Origin of the sequence: Plantibacter sp. VKM Ac-2880 (assembly GCF_015351235.1) — a bacterium.
Taxonomy (GTDB): domain Bacteria; phylum Actinomycetota; class Actinomycetes; order Actinomycetales; family Microbacteriaceae; genus Plantibacter.
On the sequence record NZ_JADKSJ010000001.1, the window covers coordinates 2082878 to 2100085 of the forward strand.

The 17208-nt window shown below is 71.0% G+C and carries 15 protein-coding genes; 12 read left to right on the forward strand and 3 right to left on the reverse strand.

Annotated elements, in window-relative coordinates; genetic code table 11:
* Position 1 precedes the first annotated feature (1 nt).
* The 5 genes from ITJ57_RS10090 (at position 2) to ITJ57_RS10110 (ending at position 5430) form a co-directional block, all read left to right on the forward strand.
* On the forward strand, positions 2-616 hold the full coding sequence (locus ITJ57_RS10090) for a hypothetical protein (RefSeq protein WP_194669893.1): 615 nt from the start codon (positions 2-4) through the stop codon (positions 614-616).
* On the forward strand, positions 613-1656 hold the full coding sequence (locus ITJ57_RS10095) for a peptidoglycan-binding protein (protein WP_194669894.1): 1044 nt from the start codon (positions 613-615) through the stop codon (positions 1654-1656). The genes ITJ57_RS10090 and ITJ57_RS10095 overlap by 4 nt, the downstream gene beginning before the upstream one ends.
* Positions 1653-2360 (forward strand): ABC transporter ATP-binding protein, encoded by a 708-nt coding sequence (locus ITJ57_RS10100; protein ID WP_194669895.1) that lies wholly within the window; start codon positions 1653-1655, stop codon positions 2358-2360. The genes ITJ57_RS10095 and ITJ57_RS10100 overlap by 4 nt, the downstream gene beginning before the upstream one ends.
* The gene (locus ITJ57_RS10105; RefSeq protein WP_194669896.1) at positions 2353-3540 is read left to right on the forward strand and encodes an ABC transporter permease; all 1188 of its coding nucleotides are present in this window, start codon (positions 2353-2355) and stop codon (positions 3538-3540) included. Before ITJ57_RS10100 ends, ITJ57_RS10105 begins: the two co-directional genes overlap by 8 nt.
* 69 nt (positions 3541-3609) lie before the next feature.
* Positions 3610-5430 (forward strand): cell wall metabolism sensor histidine kinase WalK, encoded by a 1821-nt coding sequence (locus ITJ57_RS10110; protein WP_194669897.1) that lies wholly within the window; start codon positions 3610-3612, stop codon positions 5428-5430.
* Positions 5431-5539: 109 nt separating this feature from the next.
* Here ITJ57_RS10110 and ITJ57_RS10115 read toward each other — a convergent pair whose 3' ends face one another.
* Positions 5540-5836: a hypothetical protein gene (locus tag ITJ57_RS10115; protein ID WP_194669898.1), complete on the reverse strand. Its 297-nt coding sequence runs from the start codon at positions 5834-5836 to the stop codon at positions 5540-5542.
* 228 nt (positions 5837-6064) lie between these two features.
* Here ITJ57_RS10115 and ITJ57_RS10120 point away from each other — a divergent pair, with 228 nt between their 5' ends.
* The 6 genes from ITJ57_RS10120 to ITJ57_RS10145 all read left to right on the forward strand — a co-directional run bounded on the left by ITJ57_RS10120 (position 6065) and on the right by ITJ57_RS10145 (position 13194).
* A complete protein-coding gene (locus ITJ57_RS10120; protein ID WP_194669899.1) occupies positions 6065-6994 on the forward strand; it encodes a WcbI family polysaccharide biosynthesis putative acetyltransferase in 930 nt (309 codons plus the stop codon).
* Positions 6991-7965: a hypothetical protein gene (locus ITJ57_RS10125; protein WP_194669900.1), complete on the forward strand. Its 975-nt coding sequence runs from the start codon at positions 6991-6993 to the stop codon at positions 7963-7965. The genes ITJ57_RS10120 and ITJ57_RS10125 overlap by 4 nt, the downstream gene beginning before the upstream one ends.
* On the forward strand, positions 7962-9263 hold the full coding sequence (locus tag ITJ57_RS10130; RefSeq protein ID WP_194669901.1) for a glycosyltransferase: 1302 nt from the start codon (positions 7962-7964) through the stop codon (positions 9261-9263). Before ITJ57_RS10125 ends, ITJ57_RS10130 begins: the two co-directional genes overlap by 4 nt.
* Before the next feature lie 99 nt (positions 9264-9362).
* Complete coding sequence (locus ITJ57_RS10135; protein WP_194669902.1) at positions 9363-10262, forward strand: SDR family oxidoreductase; 900 nt, start codon at positions 9363-9365, stop codon at positions 10260-10262.
* Positions 10259-11650: an alpha/beta fold hydrolase gene (locus ITJ57_RS10140; RefSeq protein ID WP_194669903.1), complete on the forward strand. Its 1392-nt coding sequence runs from the start codon at positions 10259-10261 to the stop codon at positions 11648-11650. Before ITJ57_RS10135 ends, ITJ57_RS10140 begins: the two co-directional genes overlap by 4 nt.
* Positions 11647-13194, forward strand: coding sequence for a GMC oxidoreductase (locus ITJ57_RS10145; protein WP_370582312.1), 1548 nt, complete (start codon positions 11647-11649; stop codon positions 13192-13194). The genes ITJ57_RS10140 and ITJ57_RS10145 overlap by 4 nt, the downstream gene beginning before the upstream one ends.
* 19 nt (positions 13195-13213) lie before the next feature.
* Here ITJ57_RS10145 and ITJ57_RS10150 read toward each other — a convergent pair whose 3' ends face one another.
* Both ITJ57_RS10150 and ITJ57_RS10155 read right to left on the reverse strand, forming a co-directional pair.
* Positions 13214-14260 carry a LacI family DNA-binding transcriptional regulator gene (locus tag ITJ57_RS10150; protein WP_194669904.1) on the reverse strand — a complete coding sequence of 349 codons (1047 nt, stop codon included), beginning with the start codon at positions 14258-14260 and terminating at the stop codon, positions 13214-13216.
* A complete protein-coding gene (locus ITJ57_RS10155) occupies positions 14253-15833 on the reverse strand; it encodes a sugar ABC transporter ATP-binding protein (RefSeq protein ID WP_194669905.1) in 1581 nt (526 codons plus the stop codon). The genes ITJ57_RS10150 and ITJ57_RS10155 overlap by 8 nt, the downstream gene beginning before the upstream one ends.
* A 264-nt stretch (positions 15834-16097) precedes the next feature.
* On the opposite strand from ITJ57_RS10155, the gene ITJ57_RS10160 reads away from it, so the two are divergent.
* Entirely contained in the window at positions 16098-17096 is a 999-nt protein-coding gene (locus tag ITJ57_RS10160) for an ABC transporter substrate-binding protein (RefSeq protein ID WP_056777685.1), read from the forward strand.
* The last annotated feature ends 112 nt before the right edge of the window (positions 17097-17208 follow it).

Below are 17208 nucleotides of genomic sequence, written 5' to 3' on the forward strand. Positions count from 1 at the left end.
CGTGCCACGCACCATCCATCGATCCCTGACCGCCGCAGCGGGTGCCTTGGCGCTCCTGGCGGGACTCACCGCCTGCTCTGCACCCGCCGCCGACCAGGGCGCCGACGGCGGCATCGCGACCCTGGAGACCGCCGCTCCGACCCCGACCGCGGCCGTCGACCCGCTCTTCGCGGAGTACGGCGAGCCCGTGCGGCTGCGCCTCGACATGTCGGACGAGGAGGAGGCGGAGGCCTGGAAGCCGCGGGATCGCTGTCTCGCGGACCACGGTCCTGCGATGCCGGACGCTCCGACGGGCGGTGACGGAGGTTCGGTCAGCGGTGGCGTCGCCGAGGATCTCGCGGGGGTCGCCGAGGCCGAGGCGCTCTGCCTGCGCGTGGCACCGCTGCCCCCGTGGGAGCTCGACGCGCAGAACCCGGATGCGCTCCGGTTCATGCAGCGCGTGGTCGACTGCCTGCGCGACCACGGTGTCCGCGAGGTCGAGATCACCGAGGCGGACACGTTCGGCCGCATCAACCTCGCCTTCGGCGGCGAATCGAACGACGCCACCTCGATTTCACTGGGGATGCAGTACGTCGACGCCTGTATGGCCTCCACCTCGGACGGGAGCGCCGAATGATGCGGTCGCGACGTCGGACCGTGCTCGCTGGTTCGCTCGTCCTCTGCGCCGTCCTCGCGGCGGGGGCCGGGGGAGCCACCCTGCTGCTCCGCCCCGCGGCCGATGCGGCCCCGGTCGAGCCGACGGTCTCGCCGGCCACCGTGGTCGTCGAGCGGGGAGAGCTCGTCCAGACCGCCCGCCTCGACGGTGCCGTCGGGTTCGGTACCGCGGTGCCCGTGACGACGAAGGCTGACGGCATCATCACCGGCTTGCCCCCGGCCGGCGGTGTCCTCGACCGCGGATCCGTGGCTCTCCGCGCGAACGAGCGACCGGTCGCGGTCCTGATCGGCGAGCTTCCGCTCTATCGCCCGATAGACGGATCCGGGATGGAGGGGGCCGACGTGAGCATGGTCGCGTCGAACCTCATGGAGCTCGGATACCTCAGCCGGAGCGATCCGACGGACTTCGAGACCGGGGAGGCGTTCGGCGAAGCCGTGCGGGACTGGCAGGAATCGCTGGGCCTGGAGTGCACCGGCACGCTGGGACCCGCCGACGTGATCGTCTTGAGTGCGCCGAGTCGTATCGCCGCCGTGACCGCACGCCTCGGCGACTCGGCGGGTGGACAACCGTTCACGGTCACGCCCACGACCCGCGTCGTCGAGGCGTCGGTCCCGGCCAAGGACGCGGGTGTCATCGGCGCCGGCGCGAAGGCCACGATCGAGCTGCCCGACGGGCGCGCCGTCGGCGGATCCATCGTCACGGTGACCACGACCGGTGAAGGAGCCGAGGCGAAGGTCCGTGCGGTCGTCGCGATCGACGATCAGGCCGCGCTCGACGGTGTCGACGCGGCCGCGGTGACCGTCCGGGTCGCCACCCGATCCGTGCAGGACGTGCTGATCGTGCCCGTCGCAGCCCTCGTGGCGCTCGCGGAAGGCGGGTACGCCCTGCAGGACGAACGCGGTCGACTCCACGGGGTCGAAGTCGGGCTGATCGCGGACGACCGCGTCGAGGTCAGCGGTGCTGGGATCGACGCCGGGATGACCGTGGTGTCGGCACGATGACGACACCGGCCCTCGAACTCGAGCACGTCAGTCGCATCCACCCCGGCGGGGTCGCCGCGCTCGACGACGTCTCCCTGCGGATCGACGCGGGTGAGCTCGCCGCGATCGTCGGGCGATCCGGCGCCGGCAAGTCGACGTTGCTCAACGTGCTGGGCACGCTCGACCGGCCCACCTCCGGCGTGGTCCGGATCGGCGGAGTCGACACCCGTGAGCTCACGGATCGGGCGCTGTCCGACGTGCGGGGGAGCTCGATCGGGTTCGTCTTCCAGGGCTTCCACCTGACGGACGGGGTGACCGCCGAACAGAACGTCGTGACGGCACTGCTCTACAGCGGCGTTCCGAGGCGGGAACGCCGTGACCTCGCGTGCGCTGCACTCGAGCGCGTGGGCCTCGGGCACCGGATCGGGCACGCGGCGCAGGACCTCTCCGGCGGTGAACGGCAACGGGTCGCCATCGCCAGGGCGATCGTGACCGACCCGCTCGTCGTCCTCGCCGACGAACCGACCGGCGCCCTCGACACCGCGAACGGCGAGCGGGTGCTCGGCCTGCTCGAACGGTTGCACGACGAGGGGACCACCGTCGTCGTCATCACCCACGACACCGAGCTGGCCGCACGGCTGCCGCGTCGTATCGAGCTGCGCGACGGTCGCATCATCACCGACACCGACATCGATGCACACACCGAGAGGATGGCCCATGCGTGAGCCCCGCAGACGTCTCGACATCCGTGATCTCCTGGAGGTCGGCACGGTCGGGCTCCGAACCAGACCCCTGCGTGCCGTGCTCTCGACGATCGGCATCGCCATCGGCATCGCAACCCTTGTGACCGTCACCGCCGTGCCCGCGTCCTCGCAAGCCGCACTCGACGAGCAGCTCACGGCGCTCGGGGCGGACCTGTTGCGTGCCGATCCCCGTGCCGGTGCCGACGGAGCGCCCGTCCCGCTGCCCGACGAGGCCCTCGGCATGCTGCAGCGCATCGGAACCGTGACCGACGCCGCGACGGTCGGCAACACCCACGCCCCCGTTCGCAGCAACGTGTTCCGCGGGTACCCGGAGACCGGCTTGACCACGCTTGCCGTCCGCGGCGACCTTCGTGGGGTGCTGCGGACCCAGGTGACCTCCGGTCGCTGGCTCGACCGGACCGACCTGCCGACGGCGGTGCTCGGCGTCGACGCAGCCGAGCGGTTGGGCCTGTCGCGGCTGCCCGATCGGCCGGTCACGATCGATGTCGGCGGCGTCGCGTTCACCGTCGTCGGCGTACTTGCGGAGACGCCGCTGTCCGCCGATGTGCAGTCGGCGGTCCTCGTCGACGACGCTGCCGCACGACGCTGGCTGGGCTTCGACGGCGCACCGACGGTCGCCTACGTCACCGGTGTCGAGGCGTCCATCGACGCCCTCCGTCCCGTCGTCGCCGCCATGCTCTCGCCGGGGGCGGGCGGACTCGTGCAGGTGAGTCAGCCCTCGGCCGTGCTCGCCGCCAAGGCCGCTGCCCGGTCGAGCTTCGACGGGCTGTTCCTCGCCCTCGCCGCCGTCGCGCTCGTGATCGGGGGCATCGGCGTCGCGAACACGATGTTCGTCTCCGTGCTCGAACGTCGCCGGGAGATCGGATTGCGGCGAGCGCTCGGCGCACACCGGGGTCAGATCCAGGCGCAGTTCCTCGTGGAGGCGATCACGCTCTGTGCGCTGGGTGGTGCGACGGGTGTGGTGCTCGGTCTGCTCGGCACCTGGGCGTGGAGCGGTCTGCAGGACTGGCCGTTGGTCGTCCCGGTCGAGACGATCGTGTCCGGGATGGCCGCTGCGCTGGTGACCGGTGCCGTCGCAGGGCTCGCCCCGTCCATCCGTGCCGCTCGGCAGTCGCCGACCACGGCCCTCGCCGCGACCTGATCGCGTGACGTGGCGATCGGGGCACGGATGCGAACCGGGACGGGAAGCGATGAGAGCATGGCTGACGACATGACTGACAGCGGCGGAGCGGCAACGGTGGGGCGCCGACGGGTACCGCGGCTCCTCGCCCGCTATCTCGCGGCCGGGCTCCTGCTCGTGCTGGCCTCGGTGGGCGGCACGATCTGGCTCGCCCAGACGTCGGAGTACCGGTACGACGAGCAGGCGTCCGGTGCCGACCTCATGCGGGACGAGCAGGTTATGGACGCGCTGACGGTCTGGGCCGGGCGCCACACGGATTGGAGCGACGTCGGGTCGACGCTGTTGGTCCTCGGTCAGGAGACGGGACGCCGCATCGCCGTGGTCGACGGCGACGGGACGGTGATCGCGGACACCGCGCCCGAGCTGCCTCGCCCGTCGCGCGCCACCCGGCTGCTCGACCCGCTCGCGCTCCGAGCCGATCCGGTGACGTCCGAGCTGGGGTTGCCCGACGGGATCACCGGGCCGTTCCTGCTCGACGAGACGCAACGTGCGCAGCTCGCCCGGCAGGCCGACGCGGTGGTGACGTGTCTGGGCGAGGCGGTCGGTGAGACGGCGGTGTGGGCGACCGGCCGGCCGGTCGTCTCGGGTGACGAGGATGCCCCGGATTGCGGCCGCGCCGCGCTGGACACCCCGTTGCCGAGCGAGCAGTCCGCCCTCGACGATCTCCGTGATCGGACGAACGGGTGCCTGCTCGCAGCGGACGCCCCGCTGATCACCGGCGTCGAACTCGCGCTGTCGCCGTCGGTCGCCCCCGCGGGACTCGCGCTGCGCACCGCACCGACCGGCGACGACACCGCAGCGGAGTGCCTGCTCCAGGCGCGCATCGATCAGGCGAAGTCCACGACGGCGCCCGCCGTCAACCTGGTGCTCACCGACGAACGCGGCGACGCCCGCGGCCCGCTCGACGCGAGTCCCGGATCGATCGCCCGCGTCGCCGGGTTCATCGTGGTGCTGCTGGCGCTCCTGTCGGTGGCGGCGGCACTCATCATCGTGCCGACCCTGCGGAGCGCACGCCGGCTCGAGGCTGCTGTCGAGCGGTTCAGCGCCGGCGATCGTGATGCCCGTGCGGAGCTTCCCGCGGGCGACGACCTCGCCGGCGTCGGTGCGGCGTTCGACCGGATGTCGAGCGAGGTCGCCGGACACGAGGCCTCCCGCCGGCGCCTGCTCGGCGACATCGCCCACGAACTGCGCAGCCCGCTGACGAACATCCGTGGCTGGGTCGAGGCTGCGGACGACGGCCTCGGATTGGACGACGCGGCCCTCCGCCGGCTCGTGCTGGATGAGGCGGGACGGATGGAGGGGATCACCGGCGACCTGCAGCTCCTCGCGTTGGCGGAGTCCGGGGACCTCGTGCTGGACCTGCGGAGGTGCGATGCGGCGGCGGTCGTGCGCGATCTCGCCGAGGCGTACCGGGTGCGCGCGGCGGCATCCAGTGTCGCGCTGCACGTCCAGATCGCGGGGCCGTTGCGCCTCGAGACCGATCCCGCCCGATTGCGGCAGATCCTCGACAACCTGCTGTCGAACGCCTTGCGGCACACCCCGGCGGGCGGGCGGATCGACGTCGACGCGGTGCTCGTCGACGGCACGGTGCGGATCGCCGTGGTCGACACCGGCGAGGGTATCCCGGCGGCGGACCTGCCTCGGATCTTCGACCGGCTGTGGCGGGGCGAGCCGTCCCGGGTCCGCGCCGGACGGAGCACCGGTCTCGGCCTGTCGATCGCCCGCGGCCTCGCCGAGGCGCTGGGGGGCCGGCTCACCGCGCGCAGCACCCTCGGCGAGGGGAGCCGTTTCGAGGTCTCGCTCCCGGCGGCGGAGGAGCACCGGCGCGGAGTGACTCGCGCGGGGGAGTAGGACGCCGAATCCTGGTCATGCCCGGCTTGCCCGGTCAGAGGGTGGCCCGGGAACACCTGAGGGCCCCGACCGTCTGGTCGGGGCCCTCAGGCGTTCAGCGGGGACGGGCTCAGTGCTCGTCGTAGTGCTCGCCGTGGGCGGCGTGCTTGTGGCCATCGTGGACGAAGTCGACGTGGTCCCCGTGCTTGACGGCCTCGTGGCCGCAGTCATCACCGTGGCCGTGGTCGGTGGCGGTGTGCTCGGCGACGCTCTCGTGCTCGTCGTAGTGGTCGCCGTGCTCGGCGTGGTGGTGCGTTCCGTGCACGTAGTCGGTGTGGTCCTCGTGCTTGACGGCCTCGTGGCCGCAGTCGGCTCCGTGGGTGTGGTCGGCGAGGGTGTGCTCGGCGTGCATCTCGGTGGTGCTCATGGGTGCTCCTTCAGGTTTCAGGTCCGGCGATGGATCAATCGCACCACATACATAAACGAATTGCAATGTCTTCATGTAATCGATAACGGTTGTCATCACCGATAGCCGTCGTCGCTCACGCCAGACGCACGGTGGGCGTCGGCCGACCGGCTGGCAGACGCGAGCGCCTCTGCGCAACCGGCTGGCCACACGATCCTCCGGCCTCCGGCGACGGTATACGGTCGGAGCATGAGCCTCACCGCCGACCCGGGCACGATCAGCGCGCCCACCGAGACGTCTGTGTCGGCGCGTCGACGGCACTACGCGGAGTTCTACGGGCTCGCACCGCTGCCGGCCGATTTCGGGGTGGTGCTCGGCAACTGTCAGGCCGAGTCCCTCCGCACGGTGATGGACGCCGAAGAACGACGGTTCGTGCGCGTTCCCGCCGTGCATGAGATGACCGCCGAGGACGCCGAGCGCCTCCACGAGGTCGTGCGGAGCGCCCACAGCGTGGTGACGCAGCCGGTGCGCGACGACTATCACGGTCTGCCCCTCGGGACCCGGCAGGTGGCAGCCGCCACCGGTGGTCGTGTCCTGACCTTGCCGCCGGTGCGGTTCGGTGGACTGCACCCGTTCCAGGCCTCCATCCGGATCCCTGCGTTCGAGGAGAGCCTGCCGATCGTCGACTACCACGACGTCCGGACGCTCGCGGCCACCGCCGGCATCCCCGTCGCGGCGGTGTTGCCGCCGGACGCCGTGCGGGCGATCGGCCGATCCTCCCTCGAAGTGCTGCGCGCCCGTGAGGCCCTCACCGACGTGGCGGTCTCCGACCTGTTCGACGAGGTCACCGCCGATCACGTCCGCACGGTCAACCACCCCGGGAACGCGATCTGGCTGCCTCTCGGCGCGAGGGTGCTCGAAGCACTGGGCCTCGACGGAGCCGTCACCGATCCCGGTCGGCCCCTCCTGAACGCTGTGCACGCCCCGCTGATCCCCGAGGTGGTCGACGCGTGGTCGCTCACTGACCAGCCTCGTGATCACTGGATCGTGGACGGTGCCGAGATCGACGACGCCGAGGTGCGCGCTGCCCACACCGACTGGTACGCGTCCCATCTCGGCCTCGTCACAGCGGCTGTCGGCAGGCTGACGGATCTCCTCGCCGTCTGGCGCGCCGCGTGATGGTGGCACCGCTCCTCCTCGTCCATGCCGGCAACCACGGCGTCGCCGTCTACGCGCGGGAGCTGGCCAGCGAGGTCGCCGCGAGGCATCCGACCATCCGCCGGGTCGACGCGACACGGCTGGATCGCCTCGCCGACGGCACAGCCGTCCACGCGCACTTCACCGACCGCCTCTGGGGTGGGTCACCGGAGCAGGCTGCCGACGACTTCGTGCGGCTCGCAGCACGATTGCGGGTGAGCGTCACCCTGCACGACGTCCCGCAGGCCTCCGACGGGGCGCACAACCTCCCGCGGCGGCGGGCCGCCTACGCCCGGGTGGCGGCCGCCGCGCGGGGCGTGGTCATCAACAGTGACCACGAGCGGGAACTGCTCCGCGAGGAGGACGTCTGGTCGGGACCGGTCGCTCGGATCCCGTTGCCGGTCGAACTCCAGGGTGGCGAGCAGCGACAGCAGTCCGACGGATCCGTCGGCGTCCTGGGCTTCTTCTACCCCGGCAAGGGACACGACGAGGCGGCGGCCGCCGCAGCGGCCGCCGGGATGACCCGGCTGACGGTCCTCGGTCGTGCCTCCGACGGGCATGCCGCCGACCTCGAGGCCTTCATCCGTCGTGCCGGCGCCCTCGGTGTCGGCGTCGAGGTCACCGGCTGGCTCGACGACGCGGAGATCGCCCGGCGGGGGAGAGCCGTGGCCGTCCCCGTGATCGCGCACCGACACATCTCCGCATCCGGTTCGCTCGCGTCCTGGATCGGATGGGGTCGGCGACCGGTGGCCATGCGCAATCGGTACATCGACGAGATGGCCGCCCTGCGCCCGGGTGCGTTGACGTCCGTCGACGAATCGGACCTCGCGGTCGCGGTCCGCAGCGCCGCCGAACAGCCGCAGCAGACCTGGCACGGCTTGCGGCGCCTGCCGATGTCGTGGACGGAGGCGACGGACTCGTACCTGCGCTGGTGGGACGGGCTGGACGCATGAGGCGGCCCTGGGTCGTCGGCAACCGCTGGGACACGCTCGACGGGACCCACCCCGATCCGCTCCCACGAGTGTCGGTGATCGTCGCGCACTACGACCAACCCGGCGAGCTCAGCCGCACGCTGCACGCCCTCGCCGCGCAGGACTACCCGCGCGAGCTACTGGAGATCGTCGTCGCCGACGACGGTTCGCCGGGCGTCGTCGACGTGCCCGATGACGTGATCCTCGTCCGGCAGGAGGACCAGGGCTTCCGTCTGGCGGCGGTCCGCAACCTCGGCGTGCGGGCGAGCAGCGGCGAGGTACTGTGCTTCCTCGACGCCGACACGGTCCCGGAGCCGGGCTACGTCCGAGCGCTGACCCGACTGCCGGCCCTGCTGCCTGAGGCCGTCACTGTAGGCCGTCGTCGGCACGCCGACTTCTCGGGCATCGACCCGGACGTATCCGTCGTCGAGGCGGCGACCGGTCGCGAACTGGCCGAACCCGGCTGGCTCGCCGAGGCGTATGCCAGATCGCAGGACCTGCTCGAGGCCGACGACCGGTCCTATCGGTTCGTCATCGGCGCGGTGATCGCGTGTTCGCGCAGGATGTTCGACGAGGTCGGCGGGTTCGACGAGTCCTTCACGTCGTACGGCGGGGAGGACTGGGAGTGGGCGCACCGGATGTGGCAGGCCGGTGCCGTGGTCGCCCACGTCTCCACTGCAGTGGCCTGGCACGACGGCCCGGAGTGGGCCGGGCGCGCCGACTTCGGCTTGGACCGCGCGAACGCCCAGACCATGCGGTTGCTCTCGGCGATCCCCGTTCCCGGCTCCGCACCGAGGGCCTTGTGGTCCGACACGGTCGACGTCGTGATGCGGCTGCGAGGCGCACACAGCACGGCAGCCGGATTCATCGCAGCGGACTCCTTCCTCGCCACTTTCCCTCGGGCCCGATTGGTCCTGGAGGACGCGGGCGCGACGGAGCTCCGGGACGACCCGCGGGTGGTCCTCGGCTCGGACCGACTGGATGCGCGGGTGACCTGGGACCTCGCGCGGCCCGTCGTCATCCTCGACCCCGCGTGGATCGTGGACGCGGTGGCGAGGCTCGGAACCGGCGAGGTGGGCACCATCGAGCTCGTCGACGACGAGGGCACCTCGCTCGGCCGTCTGCGCTCCCGGCGCGCGACGCGTCGAGAGCAGCGATGGGGTGGCTCTGCCGCGTTCACGACGGAGCAGCTGGTGGCCGAGGGCGTGTTCCCGCTCCGGTCCGACCCCCGCCTCGAGGCATGGGTCGGCGGCTGGGGTGGAACCTCCTCGTTCTGCTGACGAGGCTCCGGGAGGAGCCGTCCGCTCCGTGACATGTCTGACTGACGGTCCGAGCGCAACCCCACAGGATCCGATGGTCGCTCATCTAGCGTGATCGTCATGTCCCCGCATGACCAGTACGAGCTGACCAACCCAGTGACCCGGTACGCCCGGGTCGAACCACCCCTCCAGCACCAGCCGGAGCCCGGCGTCCAGGCCCGGATGACGCCGGTTCCCGACCTCGGCGAATGGAGCTACCGGGGGAGCGGACGGCTCGCCGGTCGCAAGGCCCTCATCACCGGCGGCGACTCCGGTATCGGTGCCGCCACGGCGATCGCGTTCGCCAGGGAGGGCGCCGACGTGGTCATCGCGCATCTTCCGGGTGAGGAGGAGGACGCCGAGCACGTCCTCGCGCTCATCGATGAAGCTGGCCGACGTGGCCTGGCGATCATCGCCGACGTGTCCCGCGCCGAGGAATGCCGTCGGCTCGTCTCGGAGGCCGCCGACTTCCTCGGGGGCCTCGACATCCTCGTCAACAACGCCGGCAAACAGATCGCCGTCGACCGGGTGGAGGACCTCAGCGACGAACAGTTCGAGGAGACCTTCCGGACGAACGTCTTCGCGAACTTCTGGATCACCAAGGCGGCGCTGGCGCACCTCGGTGCCGGTGCGAGCATCGTCAACACGGCCTCGCTGGAGGCCTACAAGCCGTCGCCCGACCGACTCGACTACGCCGCGACGAAGGCCGCGATCAACAACCTGTCGAAGGGCCTCGCCCTGCAGCTCGCCGACCGGGGGATCCGCGTCAACGTGGTCGCCCCCGGCCCCGTGTGGACGGCACTGCAGGTGTCGGACGGCGTGTCCGACGAGCAGATGCAGAGCTTCGACGACGAGAACACCTACCAGCGAGCGGGGCAGCCCGCCGAGCTCGCGCCGGCCTACGTCTACCTGGCCTCAGCGGAATCCGGGTACGTCTCCGGTGCGACGCTGAACGTCAACGGCGGCATGGTCACTCCGTGACCGCGGCCGAGTGCACGGTCTTCTTCCTTCCCGGGCTCGGCCTGGACGCGGCCGCGGCGCAGCCGCTCGCGCACGAGCTCGGCGACCGCTTCAGGGTCGTCCCCGTCACCCTCCCCGGTCAGGGAGGATCGCCCGACGCGACCGACGGTTCCGTGTCCGCCCAGATCGACGCCGCCCTCGCGGTGATCGCGGACGAGGCCGACGGCGGCCCGTGGCTGCTGTGCGCGCACAGCATGGGCGGCAAGGTCGCCGCCGGGATCGCGTCCCGGGTGCGTGATGGTGACGTCTCCGTCTTCGGTCTCCTCGGGGTCGTCCTCCTCGCCCCCTCCCCGCCGACGCCCGAACCGATGCCCGACGAGAAGCGCAGCCAGATGCTCGCTTGGGCCGAGGACGGTTCCATCGCCGAAACCGATGCGCAGACCTTCGTCGACGACAACGTGGGTGCCCCGCTCCCGGCCGAGCTCCAGCAGCCGACCGTCGCGTCCGTGCAGGCCATGTCGCCGCTCGCGTGGCGCCGCTGGCTGGAGGAGGGCAGCCTGGAGGACACCACCTCCTCCGTCGGCGTCCTCGACCTGCCGTGCACCGTCCTCGCGGGCGACCAGGACGACGCGCTCGGTGCGGCCGTGCAGCCGGACCTGCTGTCCGGTGTCTACCCGCGTGCCCGATTCGTGTCCCTCCCGGGAGCCGGTCACCTACTCCCGCTCGAACGTCCCGTCCGCGTGGCGCGAGCGATCACGGAGCTGTGGGACGAGATCGTCGCCCACAGCGCGATCGTGCCCGCCGAGTGGGGGCTCGTGATCGCGTCACCACGGACCACGGCGCGCGTCCGGAGCACCCTCGCACGACGGGCGTTGCCCGACGACGCCGACTACCGACCTCGTGCGCTGGAGCCGGAGCAGCTCGACCTCCTGCGACAGATCGCCGCGCGGCTCGTGCCGCAGCCTGTCGGCGGGGCGATCGACCTCGCCGCGCGCGTCGACGCCGATCTCGCGGCTGGCGGCGGCGACGGCTGGCGTCCGATGGGAGCCCTGACGGACGACGAGGCGTACCGCGCCGGTCTGGATGAGCTCGTGGCGGTGTGGCCCACCTCGCCCGACGAGCAGGACGCCCTGATCCGCACGGTCATCGACGGGAAGGGTGTGCCCGGCGGCCAGCTGGACGGAGCCGAACTGAGCCGGTGGTTCGAGGACCTGCGCGTCGACCTCGTGCGGGAGTGGCTCATCCACCCGGCGTCGCTGGCGCGCGTCGGCTACGACGGCTTCGCGACCGGAGCCGAGGACGTCGACTTCGCGGGATACCACGAGCTCGCCGCCGACACCCGAGACGACTGGGAGCCCTCCGACCTCGGCGTCGTCCCAGCACCCGAGACGCAGGAGGACGCCGCGTGAACCTCGACCACATGCAGACGTACGAGCTCGAGGACAGCGTCGACGTCGTCGTGGTCGGCACCGGAGCGGGCGGTGCGCCGTTGCTGGCACGCCTCGCGGCGCAGGGCCTCCGCGTCGTCGCTCTCGAAGCGGGGCCGAACCACGACCCCGCCGAATCCACGCCGGACGAGGTCGACGCCACCACCATCAACTGGATGTCCAGCCGGTTCAGCGGCGGCGACGCCCCCACCGCGTTCGGTCCGAACAACAGCGGCTTCGGCGTCGGCGGTGGCACGGTGCACTGGGGTGCGTTCACCCCGCGCCCCGATGTCCGCGACCTGCGGCTGCGCAGCGACACCGGGCAGGGGATGGACTGGCCAGTCGACCACGCGGAGCTCACCCGATACGTCGAAGAGGTCGAGGCGTTCATCGGCGTCTCCGGCCCCACGCCCTACCCCTGGGACCCGTCGCGCGCCTATCTGTACGCACCGCCACAGCGCAACGCCCCGGCGGACCTCATGGCGAAGGGTGCCGAAGCCCTCGGGATCCGCGCCACGGACGCGCCCGCCGCGATCATCACCCGCGACCGCGACCAGCCCCACCACGGCCTGCGGCGCGCGACGACGAACGTCGGATCGATCCACCAGGGCGAACGCCACGGTGCGAAGGCGACGACGGCCATCACCTACCTGCCGGCCGCCGTCGCTGCTGGCGCCGAGATCCGTCCGGATGCGGTCGTGCACACCATCGAGCGCGACGCCCGGGGCCGGATAACCGGGGTGGTCTACCGGCAGGACGGTGCAGACCATCGGCAGCGGTGCGAGGCGCTCGTGCTCGCCGGCGGTGGGATCGAAACGCCCCGCCTCCTGCTCCACAACGACATCGCCAACTCCAGCGGTCAGGTGGGACGCAACTTCCTCGCCCACGGTGCCGTCCAGGTGTGGGGCCGGTTCGACGAGCAGATCCGCGGGTACCGCGGCTACCCGTCGGCACTCATCACCGAGGACTTCCTGCGTCCGGAGGACGCCGACTTCGTGGGCGGGTACCTCCTGCAGAGTCTCGGTGTCATGCCCTTCAACTACGCCACGGCACTCGTGCGCGGCGGCGGCCTGTGGGGATCGGAGCTGATGGACGAGCTCGAGCTGTCGCGCCACAGTGCCGGTATCGGCATGAACGCCGAGTGCCTCCCCGCTGACGGCAACCGCCTCGAGCTTGCCTCCGAGGAGGACGAGTGGGGTCTGCCGCGTGCGTCGATCACCTTCTCGCCAGGAGCCAACGAGGAGGCCATCGACCGCCACGCCATCCGAACGATGACGGACATCCTCACGGCGGCAGGCGCACGCAGCACCCGGGTGCTCGCGCGCACCGCGCACACGCTGGGGACGTGCCGGATGAGCACCGATCCGGCGGAGGGGGTCGTCGACGGCGACGGTCGGTCGCACGACATCGACAACCTGTGGATCTGCGACAACTCCACCTTCCCGAGCGCTCTGGCTGCGAACCCCGGCCTCGCCCAGATGGCGATGTCCGTGCGGACCGCTGACCGGATGCTCGCGGCCCGCTGATCGGGAACCGGATTCCGGCTCAGTCGACCCGTACGCGCGCGAGGTCCCGGCGGGTGCGGATCGTCGTCGAGGCTGCCGCCGTCGAGTCCCGCTCCACGAGGAGCGGGACCGAGGGCGTCGTCGTCCGCGCCGGTTCGCCGTTGACGTGGTCGAGCAGCGTGGCGAGCATGGTCCGGCCGACGAGCTCGAAGTCCTGGCGGACCGTCGTCAGCGGCGGCGAGAGATGCTCCGCCTCGGGGATGTCGTCGAATCCGACGACGCTGAAGTCGAGCGGGACGCGGACGCCCTGCTCGGTCAGGGCGTGGATCAGCCCGAGCGCCATCTGGTCGTTCGCGGCGAACACCGCCGTCACCTCCTCGTCGAGACGCCGACCGACCACGTAGCCCGAGGTGGGCGTCCAGTCGCCGGTGCCGATGAGCTGCGCGACGAGGCCTGCCCCGGCGAGTTCGTCCCGCCACCCGCGCTCACGCTCCCGCGCGTCGACGGCGTCGGGGGGCCCGGCGAGATGCCCGATACGCCGGTGTCCGAGCCGGATGAGGTGTGCGGTGGCGGCGCGAGCGCCCGCGTACTGGTCGACACCGACCGTCACCAGGCCCGCTCGAGGCGTCGCGTGCAGGGCGACGAGGGGCACGCTCAGCTCCATGCCGGCGACGATGTCGGTGACGCCCTCCCGAGCGCTGATGACCGCGATGCCCTCGACGTTCTGGCGGAGGAACCCTTCGACGGCTGCGCGTGCCGATCCGGGATCGCTGTCGACCATGTTCGCCGTGAACACCGACCACCGGGCGTCGCGAGCGGCCGCGTTGAAATGCAGCACGGACGACGACGGGCCGAACTCCGTCCCGCCGGTGGCGATGAGCCCGATGGTGCGCGACCGCTTCGTGACCAGGGTGCGGGCTGCGGGCGAGGGCACGTATCGCAGCTGCTTGATCGCCTCTTCGACGCGAGCCTTCGTCGCCGGTCGGACGTTCGGCAGGTCGTTGAGCACCCGTGACACCGTCTGGTGGGACACCCCGGCGAGCCGGGCGACGTCGAAGATCGTCGCATGGCGGGACGCCTCAGCCACGGGGTCCGTCCGGCTGGGCGCTCGGACGCTGGTCAGACACCCGTTCGTCCGGAGCCTCCGACATCGCGGCCAGGAGCTTCGACACGGTCAGATCATGGTTCGGCAGATCCGCGACCTTCCGCCGATCGCGGAGCACCGCGATGCGATGACTGATCCGCAGCACCTCCTCGAGCTCCGCGGAGATGAACACGACCGAGAGCCCGTTCTCGGCGAGGCGACTCACGAGCTTCTGGATCTCCGCCTTCGCACCGATGTCGATCCCGCGTGTCGGTTCGTCGAGGACGAGGAGCCGCGGGGCGAGCGCCAGCCACCGCGCCAGGAGCACCTTCTGCTGGTTGCCGCCCGAGAGCTCCTTCATGAGCGCATCGGGGTTCGCGGGTCGGATCCCCATCGCCTGGATGTAGCTCTCGGCCAGTTCGTTCTGCCGCCGCAGGGGGATCCGGCGGAACCAGCCGAGGTCGGCCTGCAGGGCCAGGGCGATGTTGTCGCGGAGGCTGAGTTCGCCGATGATCCCCTCCGTCCGCCGGTTCTCGGAGGCGTAGACGATCCGCTGTTTGAGCGCCCGCCGCGGAGTCCCGAGGCGGGTCGGTGCTCCGGCCACCTCCACGGATCCGGTGTCCGCCCGGTCGACCCCGGTGAGGAGCCTGGCGAGTTCGGTCCGGCCGGACCCGAGCAGTCCCGCGATCCCCACGATCTCGCCCTCGTAGACCTTGAGGTCGATCGGTTCGACGCCTCCCTGACGCCCGAGGCCGATCGCAGCGACGAACGGTTCCTCGCCGTCGAGCGAGTCGCCCTCGTCAGAGGTGTCGAGCCCGCGACGGATCTCGTCGAAGGTCGCGAGCTCCTTGCCGATCATCTTGTGGACGAGGTCGATGCGCAGCAGTTCGTGGGGGAGGTACTCACCGACGAGGCGGCCCTCACGCAGCACGGTGAGGCGATCAGAGATCTCGTAGACCTGGTCGAGGAAATGGGAGATGAAGAGGATCGCGACCCCTTCGGACTTGAGGATCGAGATGATCCGGAAGAGCTCGGTCACCTCGTCGGTGTCGAGGCTCGAGGTCGGTTCGTCGAGGACGAGCACCCGGGTGCGCACCGCGATCGCGCGCACGATCGCGACGAGCTGCTGGACGGCCGGCGGATGGGTCGACAGCTGCGACGCCGGGTCGATGTCGAGTCCGACCGACGCCAGCAGCTCCCTGGCGCGCTCGCGCATGCGTCGCCCGGAGATCCCGCCCCAGGCGTGCCGTGGCTCACGCCCCAGCAAAATGTTCTCCGCGACGGTGAGGTTGGGGAGGAGGTTGACCTCTTGGTAGACCGTGCTGATCCCGTGCGCTTGGGCGTCGGCGACGCCCCCGAACGACACGTCGCGGCCGTCGAACCCGATGCGGCCCGCGTCGACGTGGTGGACGCCCGTCAGCACCTTGACCAGCGTGGACTTCCCGGCGCCGTTCTCGCCCATCAGGGCGTGGACCTCGCCCGGGAAGAGTCGGAGCTCCACGTCGTCGAGGGCCTGCACGCCCGGGAACCGCACGGAGACGCCGCGCAGGTGCACGAGCGGCGCGGGTGTGGTCATGGGTGACTCTCCATCGAGACGGGCGGTCGGGCGGACGCCGACGACCCCGACTCTAGCGCGAGCGACAGCTGTCGGGGGAGTGCATCGCGGAGGAATGTGAGGGCTCACATTGCCTGTTGACATGGTGTCGAGGCCCTGGCTAATGTTCAGCACAACGCAATTGTGATCGCTAACAATCAGTGCACACCGGCGTTGCACCAGCAGCACACATCGCATTCACACCGCGTCCCGATGTCGGGACCGCGGGTCTCAAGGAGGAGATCAATGTTCAGAACAGCACGTGTCCGCGCCATCGCGGGCCTCGCTCTCGTCGGTGCCATCGCGATCAGCGCGACCGCCTGCTCCGGTGGTTCCGGAAGCGCCGGCGGCGACGCCGGTGGAGACGGCGAACTCACCACCATCGGTTTCGTGGCCGTCGGGCCCGAGGGCGGATGGCGTACCGCGAACGAGAAGAACATCCAGGACTCGTTCTCGAAGGAGAACGGTTTCGACCTCAAGTACGCACCGGCGACGAACGGCGACCAGAACTCGCAGATCACCGCCTTCACCTCGTTCATCGACGAGGGCGTCGACGCCATCCTGCTGTCCGCCACCGAGGCGACCGGCTGGGAGAGCGTCCTGAAGCGCGCGAAGGAGGCCGAGATCCCCGTGGTCCTCCTCGACCGTGGCATCGAGCCGAACGACACCGAGCTCTACACGAGTCGGATCGCCCCGGACAACGTCGGCATCTCGGGCTCCGCCGCCGAGTGGGCGAACGGTCAGTTCCCCGACGGCGCCAAGTACGTCGTGCTCGAGGGTCCTCCCGGCCTCTCCGTCGTCAACGACCGGAACAAGGGCTGGGACGAGACCATCGACCCGAACTTCACGAAGCTCGAGTCGCAGTCGGCCAACTGGTCCACCGAAGAGGCGAAGAGCGTTTTCGAGACGATCCTCAAGGCGAACAACAACGACGTCCAGCTCGTGTTCGCACAGAACGACGAGATGGGCCTCGGCGCAGCCCTCGCCGTGGAGGAGGCCGGCCTGAAGCCCGGCACCGACGTCAAGATCATCACGATCGACGGCACGAAGGCGGCCCTCGAAGCGCTCGAGGCCGGTCGCCTGAGCTTCGTCGCGGAGTACAACCCGTTGTTCGGTGACACCGCCATCGACGTCGTCAAGAAGGCACTCGCCGGCGACTCGGTCGAGTCCGAGATCGTCGTGCCGAGCGTGACGTTCGACTCGCCCGACGCGGCCAAGGAAGCGCTTCCCACCCGCGCGTACTGATGAACCCCGGTCGTCCGGCAGCGCACCCCCTTCGCTGCCGGGCGACCGGCCCACACCTCTCGGGGCTCACGCTCCCCAGCGACGACGCCGGACGACCCGGCAGAACGACCAG

What these genes read in the sequence shown, in the direction of transcription:
- ITJ57_RS10095 (WP_194669894.1), top strand. Translation starts at nt 613, where the DNA reads ATGATGCGGTCGCGACGTCGGACCGTGCTCGCTGGTTCGCTCGTCCTC.
- ITJ57_RS10100 (WP_194669895.1), top strand. Translation starts at nt 1,653, where the DNA reads ATGACGACACCGGCCCTCGAACTCGAGCACGTCAGTCGCATCCACCCC.
- ITJ57_RS10105 (WP_194669896.1), top strand. Translation starts at nt 2,353, where the DNA reads ATGCGTGAGCCCCGCAGACGTCTCGACATCCGTGATCTCCTGGAGGTC.
- ITJ57_RS10110 (WP_194669897.1), top strand. Translation starts at nt 3,610, where the DNA reads ATGACTGACAGCGGCGGAGCGGCAACGGTGGGGCGCCGACGGGTACCG.
- ITJ57_RS10115 (WP_194669898.1), bottom strand. Translation starts at nt 5,836, where the DNA reads ATGAGCACCACCGAGATGCACGCCGAGCACACCCTCGCCGACCACACC.
- ITJ57_RS10120 (WP_194669899.1), top strand. Translation starts at nt 6,065, where the DNA reads ATGAGCCTCACCGCCGACCCGGGCACGATCAGCGCGCCCACCGAGACG.
- ITJ57_RS10130 (WP_194669901.1), top strand. Translation starts at nt 7,962, where the DNA reads ATGAGGCGGCCCTGGGTCGTCGGCAACCGCTGGGACACGCTCGACGGG.
- ITJ57_RS10135 (WP_194669902.1), top strand. Translation starts at nt 9,363, where the DNA reads ATGTCCCCGCATGACCAGTACGAGCTGACCAACCCAGTGACCCGGTAC.
- ITJ57_RS10155 (WP_194669905.1), bottom strand. Translation starts at nt 15,833, where the DNA reads ATGACCACACCCGCGCCGCTCGTGCACCTGCGCGGCGTCTCCGTGCGG.
- ITJ57_RS10160 (WP_056777685.1), top strand. Translation starts at nt 16,098, where the DNA reads ATGTTCAGAACAGCACGTGTCCGCGCCATCGCGGGCCTCGCTCTCGTC.